This window comes from Serratia proteamaculans (assembly GCF_008830365.1).
Taxonomy (GTDB): domain Bacteria; phylum Pseudomonadota; class Gammaproteobacteria; order Enterobacterales; family Enterobacteriaceae; genus Serratia; species Serratia proteamaculans.
Genome location: NZ_WBKI01000003.1, coordinates 264,872 through 277,538 on the forward strand (window position 1 = coordinate 264,872; position 12,667 = coordinate 277,538).

The following is a 12,667-nucleotide window of genomic DNA, read 5'->3' on the forward strand; positions in this document are numbered from 1 at the left end:
AAACATGGCATCGCGGGTATATCTGACTCAGGCTTACCCCGTGGAGATCATTATTATGTCCAGTGATTCTGTTTCTGTGCCCACCGTCGGGGCGGCGCTTCCCTGCCCGCCACGGCTGTTGACCGCCATTATCCTCTTTGCCGCCATTGCGCCGGGCATCCTGATGACCGCACCGGCCATAGCCGCGCAGTTGGCCAGCCAATGGCTGCTGACGCCGGCGCAAATCGGCCATCTGTTTTCTACCGAACTGGGGGCAATGAGCCTGGCCACGCTGCCCGCCTGGTGGTGGATTAGCCGCGTTAACTGGCGCCGGGTGGCAGCACTGGCAGCGGCCGTGTTTATCGCCGGTAACCTGGCCTCGGTGTGGGTCAGCGATTTCAGCCTGCTGCTGGGGCTACGCTTTGTCGCCTCGCTGGCGGGCGGTACCTTGATGATCCTGTGTATCACCTGCGCGGCGGGCACCGCCAACCCCAGCCGGGTTTACGCCCTGTGGGTTCTCGGCCAACTGGTGTTGGGCGCGGTCGGGCTGCTGGTGCTACCGCCGCTGTTCGCCCATTTTGGGTTGATGGCGGTCTATCTGATCCTGGCGGCTATCATGCTGTGCTGCCTGCCGCTGATCGGCTCCTTCCCCAGCGGGTTTCACCCGGTGCAATCCGCCGCTCATTCCGCCGCCGCACCCCGGCTGCGCAAAATCATCGCCGTACTGTCGGTACTGACCTTTTATATCAGCCTGAGCGCGGTCTGGACCTTTATCGGCAGCATCGCCGCCGCGGCCGGTCTTTCACCGGTACACAGTGGTCAGGTACTGGCCACCGCCACGCTGTTCGGCATCGTCGGTGCCGGCGCTGCCGCTTTGATCAGTGCCGGTCGTGGCGGCAACCGGCTGATTTGGCTGGGTTACGGTTTGCTGCTCGCCGGTATCGCGCTGCTGATCCGCGAGCCCCTGTTGCTGCGCTTCGCAATGGCGGCGGTGTTATTCAAATTTACCTGGACCTTTGTACTGCCGTTTATTCTGGCCCGCGTCGCCGGGCTGGATAACAACGGCAAGCTGATGAACAACATCAATCTGGTGATTGGCGGCGGTATGGCGATTGGCCCGACGCTGGCCGGCTACCTGATTGAATCTTCAGGCGGTTTTGACGCGCTGCTGGTTGGCGCATTGGGCTGCTCACTGCTGTCGTTACTGTTGATTGTGTTGGCTTCACCGCGCGCTCGCCGCGCCGTTTAACAGGAGTAAAAAGGTGAAAAGAAAAACCGGTTTTTTGTTTGATGAACGCTGTTTCTGGCATAGCACCGGCCTGCACACTACCACGCTGCCGGTTGGCGGCTGGGTGCAACCGCCTTCGGGGGCCGGCCATGCGGAGTCGCCGGAAACCAAACGGCGGATGAAGAACCTGATGGATGTGTCCGGCCTGTCGCGTCAGCTCACACTGCTGAGCGCCGAACTGGCGACGGATGAAGACCTGCTGCGCATTCACCCGGCCGATTATTTGCAACGTTTTAAACAGCTGAGCGACAACGGCGGCGGCATGCTGGGGGAAGAAGCCCCGCTGGGACCGGGCAGCTATGAGATTGCCAAACTGTCCGCCGGGTTAGCCTGCGCGGCGGTCGAGGCCGTGCTGCTGGGTGAGCTGGATAACGCCTATGCGCTGTCACACCCGCCGGGACACCACTGCCTGCCTGACCAATCGATGGGCTTTTGTTTTTTGGCCAATATCCCGATCGCCATCGAGCGCGCTAAACAGAAATACGGTTTGGGCAAAGTGGCGGTACTCGACTGGGACGTGCATCACGGCAATGGTACCCAGCATATCTACTGGCAGCGTGACGACGTGTTGACGCTGTCGCTGCATCAGGACGGCTGCTTCCCCGCCGGGTACTCCGGTGAACAAGACTGCGGGGCCGGGCCAGGCGAAGGCTATAACATCAATATTCCGCTGCTGGCCGGGGCCGGTGACGACGGTTATCTGTATGCCATGCAGCAGATTGTCATTCCGGCGCTGGAGCAATTCCAGCCGGAGTTGATCATAGTCGCCTGCGGCTACGACGCCAACGCCCTGGATCCGCTGGCACGCATGCAGTTGCACAGCGACAGTTTCCGCAACATGACGGCTTTGGTGCAGGACGCGGCCGACCGTCTGTGTGGAGGAAAATTGGTGATGGTGCATGAGGGCGGTTATGCCGAATCCTACGTGCCGTTCTGCGGCCTGGCGGTGATGGAACAACTCAGTGGCATCCGCACCGAAGCCCAGGATCCGCTGCTGGAGTTCATCCAACAGCAGCAGCCGCGCGAGGCCTTCAATCAGTTCCAACGCCAGGCCATCGATACGCTGGCGCAACAGTTCATTCGCTAATCACTACGGGGCGCGCACTCCGCGCCCCTACCCATTCCCCGCTTTGCCGCTACGCTGAATAGGACTTTCTAAATCCCTACCGATGAGAAAAATAATATGTCTGAACAGAAAATCAGCTTTATCAAAGGCAGTCAGGGCGACATTGCGGTCCACGATTGGGGCCATGAGCGGCCACGCTTTCTGGCGCTGCTGGTGCACGGTTATGGCGAGCATCTCGGTCGCTATCAGTACGTGGCGCGAACGTTAGAAGCACAGGGTGCGCGGGTGTTCGGACCTGACCATCTCGGCCATGGGTTGTCACAGGGTGAACGCGTATTGATTGAGGATTATGATGCCGTAGTCGACGACGTTCACCGCGTAGTCGAGCATTTTAAGGCATTACACCTTGACGCCCCACTGGTGGTCATCGGCCATTCGATGGGCGGCATGATCGCCACTCGCTACGTTCAGCGTTATGGCGATGACGTGCGCGCGCTGGTGCTCTCCGGCCCGTTGATCGGCGAAAGAACCCAGATCTCCGATCTGCTTGGCCTGTCGAAGATCCCTGATGAACCTCTCGATACCGCCACCCTGTCGCGCGATCCGGCAGTCGGCGTGGCTTATCAGGCCGATCCGCTGGTGTGGCATGGGCCCTTCAAACGCCCGACGTTGCACGCCATGCAGCAGATACTGGCCAAAATCAACAACGGGCCGGGCTTCGGCGCACTGCCCACGCTGTGGATACACGGTGACGACGACCGGCTGGTGCTGATGGCGCAATCACAAACCACCATCAATCTACTGAAGGGCAGTGATTTTGAGGTCATGATTAACCCCGGCGGACGGCATGAGAGTTTTAACGAAACCAACAAGGATCAGATATTGCGGCGGATCGGCGACTTTATTAAGCGGGTGCTGGGATAGCGGATTGCCCCTCTCCCGCTGGAGAGGGGCTGGCGCCGAGATCAACCTTCGACAATCGCCAGATAGTGTTTCACAAAGCGATCGGAGGTGATCTCCCAGCGCACCGGCGTGCCTTTCTCAACAAACCACGAATCCCCGGCCTGATACTGCACGGATTGGCCGGTGTTCTCATCGGTCAGCGTTGCCGTGCCTTCCCACACCGTGGCATGTTCGGCAAACGGATACTCCATCACAAAGGTGCCACGGGTACAGCTAAAAATTCCGCAGCTCAGGTTGTCGGTCGGCTCACCGAAAATACCCGCCACGCCGACGGTTGGTTCACCGGCGATCACTTTGGCGCCCAGATTACTGACGCTGCCAATCTCCAGCAGTTCAGGCAGCGGTTGTTTAAGCAGTAATGGTTTCATTTTTCTCTCCTGTGATAAGAATTAGCGGCGGCCTTTCCAGTAGCCGGATGTCTGGTGCCACACCTTGCCGGCGGTGGTCATCACCCGCCGCAGTTTGTCCTTGCCGAAGATATTGACGTGTGGGATCGAACTCATCAGATCGTAACGATCGGATCCTTCACCCATGCCCTCCGCCAGCACCTTGCAAACGATATGGCTCGGGGTTACGCCAAAACCGGAATAGCCCTGCACATAGAACACGTTATCGTGCTGCGGCAAGGTGCCAATCTGCGGGAACAGGTTGGCGCTGCAGCACAGCGGCCCACCCCAGGCCAGGTCGATCTTGACGTTATGCAGGTACGGAAACACCTTCAACATCAAATGACGGTTCCAGGCTTTGAGATCTGCCGGAATGTATTCGATCAAGCGGGTGGCGCTGCCGAACAGCAGGCGATTTTCGTTGGTCACCCGGTAATAGTCGATCACCGGGCGGATATCGCTGTAGGCACCGCGGATCGGGCTGATCTGGCGGATCAGTTCGTCAGACAGCGGTTCGGTCGCCAGTTGGAAAGCGTAGGTATTGATGGTTTTGTTGTAGATGAACGGCTCCATGCCGTTGAGAAAACCGTTGCACGCCCACAGCATTTTGTTGGCACGTACCGACCCCATGGCGGTACGCACCTTTATGCGCGGGCCATACTCCACGTCGAGCACGCTGCTGTTTTCGAAGATCTTCACGCCGTAGCCGCTCAACGCCTGTGCCTCGCCCAGCAACAGGTTGAGCGAATGCACGTGGCCGCCGCCCATGTGTTTCAATGCACAGGTGTAGGCGTCCGATCCCACCACCTGCTTCACCTCGGATCCGGTATAGAGTTCGATCTCTTCGTCTGGCGAGACCGCCTTGAACTCCTTCAGCCAGCTGCGCAGGGTTTTCTCCTGCCGCGCGTTGCTGCCCAGGTAGCCATAGCCAAAGCAGAAATCGGCATCGATTTGGTATTTTTTGATGCGCTCGCGAATAATCCCGGCGCCGAGATTACTGATTTTAAAGATGGTTTCCAGCCCGGCCGGGCCAACGTGGCGTTTGATCTTTTCCAGATCGTGGCCGATACCGGCCATCACCTGCCCGCCGTTACGCCCGGTACCGCCGTAACCCAAATGACGGCCTTCCAGAATGGCGATATTGGTGATGCCCTGCTCCGCCAGCTCCAGCGCGGTGTTGATGCCGGAGAAGCCGCCGCCGATGATCACCACGTCAACATCCAGATCCTCTTCCAGCGTGGGGAAGCGCAGATCGTACTTTTTGGTTGCCGCGTAGTAGGTTAAGGATTCGATATTATTATTCACTGCCGCACTCCCGATGACCCTGGCTCTGTCAACGGATTATCGGCAAGCGGCCCGACGGCCACCATGTCCCCTTAGGGACATTCGCAACAAATAATTAACACTCAGGCGCTGCGACGCAGCGGTGTGGCCAGCAGCAGGCTGAACAATTCGGCCTGTGAGCCGATATCCAGCTTGCTGTAGATGTTTTTGCGGTGGTTTTTCACCGTGCCCAGGCTGATAAACAGCCGGTCGGCGATCTGTTGCGAACCGCAGCCGTCGAGGATCAGATCCACAATCTCTCGCTCCCGCGGAGTCAGCAAATAACGCGCCTGCACGGCACTGTCCGTTACCCGGTCTGGCATGGCGGGCGCAACCCTCACTTCGCCATGCAGGCGAGCGACGCTTTTCAGCAGTGTCAGCGCGTCACTCAGGTCTGCCAGCTGCGGGGAACGCACACCCACCGACTGGCGCACCGAGCCAAAAAACACCCCCAACCCGCGTTCCGGCGTCAGCGGCAGCAGCACACCGGCTTCGTCATGCCAGCCGGTCATGCGATAAAAATTACGATAATACTCAGTGTGATAAAAGCCGCTGGGGGCCAGTTGACGCAGGGTCAAGACCTCGCTACCCCCACCGCCGTTCAGCGCCTGATAAAACGGATCCTGCAGATAAGCGCCCTGCTGGTAGAGCTGATTTACCGCGTCACTGTTTTCTTTCTCGGTTTTGATCAGGCAGCATGGTGGCTGACCACGGTCGAAGGCATAAACAATGGCGTTATCAAAGGCGAAATAACCTTCCAGCCAGGCCAGCAGGCTGGGATAGAAACGCGGGGTCGCCACTGTGTCGATCACCGCTGATAATCTTTCGACCTGAATATTCATCTCCGCCTCGCCATCATTAACAAATTAACAATCACCTTATTCCGGCTGTACCGTGGCCTGCTTGTTATAGAAAACACTCAATAGCAGCAAATGCAACAGCACAATTGTTTACATGTTAAACAAATCACACCTTCGCCCGATTATCGCCGTCAGGCTCAGAGATGCTGGGTTAATATATTAACGGATGCCTTTCAGGCAGCGAAAAGCAGTGGTTCAGCCGCAGAGGCTGGCTTATGCTGTGGTTTTCGCGCGCCAAGGAGAGACCATGACCCCCAGCCTGACGATCGCCAACCGCCATACCTGGTTCGGCCACGGCAGTATCAGCCAACTGCTCCCGCTACTGACCGCCGAACCACAGCCGACGCTGTTGTTTAGCTGCCGCTCATTCCTCAATGGTGCGGTATATTCCTCTCTGGCCGACGCGCTGACACCGCTGTTGATCGGCACGGAGATCGTCAGCCACGAGGCTTCGCCGCAGGAGATCGACGCCTGGGTGGCACGCTGGCGCGGTAAAGCCCAGCGAGTGGTGGCCATCGGCGGTGGCAGCGTGCTGGATGCCGCCAAAGCGTTTGCCGCCCTGGTGGAGCATCCGCTGCCAACCCTGCGCTATATGGAAAAGGTCGGTGATACGAAAATCAGCGGTGCCACCCTGCCGCTGATCGCCATTCCGACCACCGCCGGTACCGGCAGCGAAGTGACCCAGAACGCGGTGATCACCGACACCCACTTCAGTAAGGTGAAAGCCTCGCTGCGCCATAACAACTTTGTGCCGCATACCGCCATTCTGGATCCTCAACTGCTGGAGGGCGCACCGGACAAGGTGCTGGCCTATTGTGCCATCGATGCCTTCACCCATTTGTTCGAAGCCTATTTGTCTAAAACCGCCAACGCCATGACCCGCGAGATGTCGCTGACCGGCATTCGCCACTTCCTGCTCGCCTGGCCGGCACTCAACCGCAGCGCCCAGGCCCGCGAGGATATTATGCAGGCCTCGTACCTTGGCGGGCTGACGCTGAGCGCCGCTGGACTGGGGGTGATCCACGGCATTGCCGGTGAGATTGGCGCATTGCGTGACTATCACCACGGCCAGGTTTGCGGCCGCCTGCTGTTGCCGTTCCTCGAACTGCTGGCACAAAGCGAACAACCGCAGCAACGGGCGCTGATGGCCGAACTCGCCGCGCGTCTGTTCCCCGAGCAACAGGACAGCCCGGAGCGCTATCTGATCGACTTTATTACCCGCCATGCCATCGCCACCTTCTGGCAGGACGACCTGCCGATTTCTGCCGACGAATTGGCGGTGACGCTGGCAAAATCCAACAGCAAGAACTCATTGATCGACTACAGCGCGCCCCAGCGACAGCTGATGATCGAAGGCGCTTTCCGCGTCGAATGATTATATAATTCGCTCAAAGTAATAGCGGGAGATTGGAAATGGGTATCGTCAGTTGGATTTTTACCGGCATCGCCATTGGTATCCTGGTCGGCGTGCTGATCAAGATTTTTGGCAAGAAAAAAGACCAGTAAACATCACGCTGTTCCATGAGTCGTCAGCAGGCATTCGTGGAACAGCTTCACCACCCGCTGTGGGCTGGGTGAGCGCCGCAGTACGCTGGAATATTCACAGTGATAGCGGAACAGCGCCGGCTTGATCGCCCGCATCATATTCTGTGCGACAAAAAACGCCGCATAGTGGTCGGGAAGAAAACCCACGTACTTGCCGGAAAGGATTAAGGTGGCGATAGACTCCTGAGCAAAACCCGTCGCCTTGCGCTGCAAATGCTGCTGTAAACTCAGCTCCATATTCGGCGAGTGATAACCTAGTCCGGCAAAAGCATAATTGTGCAGGAGATCCCAATTCAGCGCGTCGTGATTAGCGAAAAATAATTCATGTTGCGCGCCGCAATATAAGAACATCCTCTCATTAAATAATGAACTATAAGATAAACTTTCCGCACTGCGGTGCATGGGAATAATGCCAATCTGAAATTGGCCGTCAATAACGCCACGTTCAATGGTATTTATTGGCTCCACATACATTTGCAAAGACACCTCCGGTGCCTGCTCACTAAATAAGGCAATTGCCCGGCCGATGTGTGCCTGTGGGTTGCTGACGGTATGGTCAAATATCGCCACGTGCAGTTGCCCACCCAGGCGCTGGTGCACATCATCTACCCCACGGCGAAATGCCTCGGTGGCCGCCAGCAGCTTGGTGGTTTCCTGGTAAATCAGCAGCCCTTCGTCAGTGACCGCAAACCCCTCACGCCCGCGCTGGCAAAGCGTCAGCCCCAAGCGTTGCTCCAGATCCTTGATATGTTTGCTGATGGTCGACAGGCTGATATTCAGCTCCAGTTCGGCCGCACTCATGCCACCGCAGTCGACCACCGCCTTAAATACCCGCAGCAACCGCAGGTCCATATCCGACAGCTGCCCCAAAATTGCGCGCTTTTTTACTTGCATAAAACCTTAAGTAAGTTTCGATATATGATTATTCACATTAGTGAAGAAGCGGAACATAGTCAATTTGAAGAAACAATTCATTAACACGTCAGATTATTAACCCTACCTATTCTCCCCCCCGGAGGGAAAAATGGCTGATTTAAATCACTCTGAAAATAAACCCGAACGTGAATGGTTAGAAGCTCATTGGATGCCGTTTACCGGTAACCGTAATTTTAAAACCAACCCGAGAATGATAAGCCACGCTGAAGGCGTTTATTATACCAGTCAGGATGGACGCAAAGTTTTTGACGGTTTATCTGGGTTATGGTGCTGCGGCTTGGGCCATGGCCGCACGGAAATAGCGGAAGCGGCTTATCGGCAACTTTCTCAATTGGATTATTCCCCGGCGTTTCAGTTTGGCCATGCATTGTCTTTTGAGCTGGCGAATAAAATTAAGGCCATGACACCGGCCGGGTTGGACTATGTGTTTTTCACCGGCTCCGGCTCCGAAGCGGCAGACACCTCGTTAAAAATGGCCCGTGCCTACTGGCGAGCCAAAGGCCAGGCGGGCAAAACCTGCTTTATCGGCCGCGAAAAGGGTTACCACGGCGTTAACTTCGGCGGCATTGCGGTGGGCGGGATCGCCGGCAACCGTAAAGCCTTTGGTGCCAGTGCCGAAGCCGACCATCTGCCCCATACCCTGCTGGCGGGTAACGCCTTTTCACGCGGTATGCCGGAACAGGGTGCGGAACTGGCGGAGGAGCTGAACAGGATCATCACCCTGCGTGATGCCTCGACCATTGCCGCCGTGATTATCGAACCCTTCTCCGGTTCCGCCGGGGTGATCGTACCGCCGGTCGGTTATCTGCAACGCATCCGCGAGATCTGCACTCAACACAATATCCTGCTGATTTTTGATGAAGTGATCACCGCCTTTGGCCGCTGCGGTGCCCTGACCGGTGCCGAAGCCTTTGGCGTCACGCCCGACATCATGAATATCGCCAAACAGGTTACCAATGGCGCACAACCCATGGGTGCGGTGGTGGTGCGGCCAGAGATTTACCAGGCCTTTATGGCCACCGATGAACCGGAGTATTTGCTCGAATTCCCACACGGTTACACCTATTCCGCCCACCCGGTCAGTTGTGCGGTGGGGCTGGCAACGCTGGATATCATTGAGCGCGAGCAGATGATCGAACGGGTGCAGGCACTGGCGCCGTATTTCGAGCAGGCTGTGCACGGTTTGCAGGGCTGCCGTCACGTGACCGACATTCGTAACTTTGGTCTGGCGGCCGGTATCACGCTGGCGGCGCGACCGGGGGAAGCGGCGCGCAGGCCATATGAGGTGGCGATGCGCTGCTGGGAAAAAGGATTTTATGTCCGCTACGGCGGCGACACTCTGCAACTGGCCCCGCCGTTTATCAGCAGCGAGGCGCAGATCGATTCGTTAATCAACGCCCTGGGCGACGCCATCAACGCAACCGAATAACAGGAGCGAATACCATGCCCATTGCACATTGGATCAACGGTCAGTCCGCCACCGGCGGCAGCCGCAGCCAGCCGGTATTCGATCCGGCGACCGGGTTGTCACAGCAGGAGGTGTTGCTGGCCGACTCTGCCACGGTAGCAAGCGCCATCGACGCTGCCGAACGGGCCTATCCGGCCTGGCGCGATACCCCGCCGCTGAAGCGGGCCAGGATCATGATTCATCTTAAAGCCCTGCTGGAGCAGCACGCTGACCACATCTGTCAGTTGATTACCGCCGAACACGGCAAGGTGCTCAGCGATGCTATGGGCGAATTGCAGCGCGGCATCGAAAATATTGAGTACGCCAGCTATGCGCCGGAGCTGCTGAAAGGCGAGCACAGCAAGGATGCCGGGCCGGGTATCGACAGCTGGAGTGAGTTCCAGCCACTGGGGGTGGTGGCGGGCATCACGCCGTTTAACTTCCCGGCGATGGTGCCGTTGTGGATGTGGCCGATGGCGGTCGTTTGCGGCAATACCTTTGTGCTGAAACCCTCCGAACGCGTCCCCTCCTCAACCCTGTATATTGCCCAGTTAGCGTCAGAGGCCGGGCTGCCGGCCGGGGTGCTGAACCTGGTTAACGGTGACCGCGAGGCGGTGGAAACCCTGTTGCACGACCCACGCGTTAAAGCCGTGAGCTTTGTCGGCTCAACGCCGGTGGCAGAGCATATCTATCACACCGGCTGCGGTCAGAACAAACGGGTGCAGGCCCTGGGCGGGGCAAAAAACCACGCCGTAGTGCTGCCGGACGCCGACATCGCCGGTAGCGTCAGCGCGCTGATGGGCGCCGCCTTCGGTTCCTGCGGGCAGCGCTGTATGGCAATCCCGCTGGTGGTGGCCGTGGGCAATGACACCGCCGACGCGCTGATCGCCGGGCTACGGCAGCAAATGGCCAATATGCGGGTGGGTGCCGGTAGCGACAACCGCAACGACATGGGGCCGCTGGTCACTCACGATCATTATCAGAAGGTGAAAGGCTATATCGATCAGGGCGTTGACGAAGGTGCCAGCCTGGTGGTCGACGGCCGAGTGTTGGCGGTACGGGATGCCAGCGGACAAATCAGCCAGGGGTACTTCATCGGCCCGACGCTGTTTGACCACGTAAAACCCGGCATGCGGATTTATCAGGAAGAGATCTTCGGCCCGGTGCTGGGCGTGGTACGGGTTGCTTCGCTGAAGGAGGCGATGGCAATGATTGATGCCCATGAATACGGCAACGGCACCTGCCTGTTCACCCGCGACGGCGAGGCCGCACGCTACTTTTCCAGCCATATTCAGGTCGGCATGGTAGGGATTAACGTCGCCCTGCCGGTCCCGGTAGCCTACCACTCCTTTGGCGGCTGGAAACGCTCGCTGTTTGGCGACCTGCACGCCTACGGCCCGGATGCCGTCCGGTTTTACACCAAACGCAAAACCATCACCCAGCGCTGGCCTTCATCCAGCGATGCCCAATATGCCAGCTTCAGTTTCCCATCCGGGCAGGGTTAAGCCATGACAGAACATAAATTCAAAGGCAATCTCAGCGTCCTCGACGTGGTGATGATTACCGCCTCCGGCGTCACGCCGGCCAGTTCGATCTTCGTCATTGCCCCACTGGCCATCGCCAGCGCCGGCAGTGGCGCCTTTATCTCGTTTCTGATCGCCGCCTTTATCGCCGCCACCATCGCTTTATGCTACGCCGAACTGGGGGCCGCGCACCCCAGCGCCGGCGGCGAATACAGCATTATCAAACGGCTGTTCGGCACCCTGTGCGGGTTGCAGACCTACCTGTTTATCCTCAGCGCCGCGCTGTTTGTACCGGCAGTATTAGCCACCGGTGCGGTGCCCTACTTAAATACTGCGCTGGGCACTCACTTCGACGCCTCCACCGCCGGTATGATCACCATTTTGATCGGCGGCGCCTGCGCTATCTTCAACATCAAGGCCAACGCGCTGTTGACCGGCACCTTCCTGGTGGTGGAGGTCGCGGTGTTGGGCCTCATCGCCTGGCTGGGGTTCAGCAACCCGCACCAGAGCGCGGAGATACTCACCTCGCCGGTGATGCTCAACCCCGAAGGGCTGTTGGCCCCGGTTTCCGTCCCTTTGATTGTCGCCATGGTCGGCGTGGCGCTGTTTTCCTATAACGGCTACGGCGCGGCGGTGTATATGGCGGAAGATATGCGTGAACAGGGTAAACCCATGGCCACCGCCATCATGCTGACGCTGGTGATTGTGGTACTGGTCGAGCTGTTGCCCTTCACCGCGCTGCTGATCGGTGCGCCGTCTTTGGTTGAAATGGCCAAACAGGCCGACCCGGTCGGTTACGTGGTCAGCCAACTGGGCGGGCCGACGCTGGCACGGGTGGTCAGCGGCGCGATTTACCTGTCGGTATTCAACGCCATTATCGCCATCGTGGCGCAGTTCAGCCGAATGATGTTCTCCAGTGGACGTGACGGTTTCTGGCTGCCACAGGTGAACCGAGCGCTGAAAAAAATCCACCCGCGCTTCGGCACACCGTGGATCGCCACCCTGCTGTTCGGCATTCCTTCGGCGCTGCTGGCCTTCTGTTCCAACCTTGGCGACCTGACCTCCTTTACCGTGATCCTGCTGCTGCTGGTGTACATCATCATGGCCATCGCCGCGCTGATCAGTCGCCGCCGTGTGCACTTTCACCATCCGTATCTGATGCCCTTGTGGCCGTTGCCGGTGGCGATCGCGCTGATCGGTTGTCTGTACGTGTTGTGGACAATTTTGATCGCCAGCAGCCTGAAAGACTTTATTATCATTGCCGGCATCTTCTGTTTTGGTCTGGTGCTGAGCTACCTGCGCAACCGGCAGGCCATCCCGCTCGTTGAACCCTCAGTTGAAGGAGAATAAC

The 12,667-nt window shown here is 58.2% G+C and carries 11 protein-coding genes; 7 read left to right on the plus strand and 4 right to left on the minus strand.

Annotated features, from left to right (window positions below):
• Positions 1-55: 55 nt before the first annotated feature.
• The 3 genes from F8R23_RS14705 to F8R23_RS14715 all read left to right on the plus strand — a co-directional run bounded on the left by F8R23_RS14705 (position 56) and on the right by F8R23_RS14715 (position 3,257).
• Positions 56-1,228 (plus strand): MFS transporter, encoded by a 1,173-nt coding sequence (locus F8R23_RS14705; RefSeq protein ID WP_129934152.1) that lies wholly within the window; start codon positions 56-58, stop codon positions 1,226-1,228.
• 13 nt (positions 1,229-1,241) lie between these two features.
• Positions 1,242-2,354, plus strand: coding sequence for a class II histone deacetylase (locus F8R23_RS14710; protein ID WP_151415750.1), 1,113 nt, complete (start codon positions 1,242-1,244; stop codon positions 2,352-2,354).
• 96 nt (positions 2,355-2,450) lie between these two features.
• Entirely contained in the window at positions 2,451-3,257 is an 807-nt protein-coding gene (locus F8R23_RS14715) for an alpha/beta hydrolase (protein ID WP_129937923.1), read from the plus strand.
• Between the two features lie 41 nt (positions 3,258-3,298).
• Here F8R23_RS14715 and F8R23_RS14720 read toward each other — a convergent pair whose 3' ends face one another.
• The 3 genes from F8R23_RS14720 to F8R23_RS14730 all read right to left on the minus strand — a co-directional run bounded on the left by F8R23_RS14720 (position 3,299) and on the right by F8R23_RS14730 (position 5,847).
• On the minus strand, positions 3,299-3,664 hold the full coding sequence (locus F8R23_RS14720) for a cupin domain-containing protein (protein WP_112349061.1): 366 nt from the start codon (positions 3,662-3,664) through the stop codon (positions 3,299-3,301).
• Positions 3,665-3,685: 21 nt separating this feature from the next.
• Entirely contained in the window at positions 3,686-4,987 is a 1,302-nt protein-coding gene (locus F8R23_RS14725) for an NAD(P)/FAD-dependent oxidoreductase (RefSeq protein ID WP_129934149.1), read from the minus strand.
• A 101-nt stretch (positions 4,988-5,088) separates the two neighbouring features.
• Positions 5,089-5,847: a response regulator transcription factor gene (locus F8R23_RS14730; RefSeq protein ID WP_129934148.1), complete on the minus strand. Its 759-nt coding sequence runs from the start codon at positions 5,845-5,847 to the stop codon at positions 5,089-5,091.
• 265 nt (positions 5,848-6,112) lie between these two features.
• On the opposite strand from F8R23_RS14730, the gene F8R23_RS14735 reads away from it, so the two are divergent.
• The gene (locus tag F8R23_RS14735; protein WP_151415751.1) at positions 6,113-7,240 is read left to right on the plus strand and encodes an iron-containing alcohol dehydrogenase; all 1,128 of its coding nucleotides are present in this window, start codon (positions 6,113-6,115) and stop codon (positions 7,238-7,240) included.
• A 134-nt stretch (positions 7,241-7,374) separates the two neighbouring features.
• On the opposite strand, the gene F8R23_RS14740 is transcribed toward F8R23_RS14735, so the two are convergent.
• Positions 7,375-8,304 (minus strand): LysR family transcriptional regulator, encoded by a 930-nt coding sequence (locus F8R23_RS14740; protein ID WP_129934146.1) that lies wholly within the window; start codon positions 8,302-8,304, stop codon positions 7,375-7,377.
• Between the two features lie 130 nt (positions 8,305-8,434).
• On the opposite strand from F8R23_RS14740, the gene aptA reads away from it, so the two are divergent.
• From aptA to F8R23_RS14755, 3 genes are read left to right on the plus strand one after another with little or no spacing between them, the layout of a single operon-like run.
• Positions 8,435-9,775 (plus strand): omega-aminotransferase AptA, encoded by a 1,341-nt coding sequence (aptA, locus tag F8R23_RS14745; protein WP_129934145.1) that lies wholly within the window; start codon positions 8,435-8,437, stop codon positions 9,773-9,775.
• Positions 9,776-9,789: 14 nt separating this feature from the next.
• Positions 9,790-11,298, plus strand: coding sequence for a CoA-acylating methylmalonate-semialdehyde dehydrogenase (locus F8R23_RS14750; RefSeq protein WP_151415752.1), 1,509 nt, complete (start codon positions 9,790-9,792; stop codon positions 11,296-11,298).
• Between the two features lie 3 nt (positions 11,299-11,301).
• The gene (locus F8R23_RS14755) at positions 11,302-12,666 is read left to right on the plus strand and encodes an APC family permease (protein WP_129934144.1); all 1,365 of its coding nucleotides are present in this window, start codon (positions 11,302-11,304) and stop codon (positions 12,664-12,666) included.
• The last annotated feature ends 1 nt before the right edge of the window (position 12,667 follow it).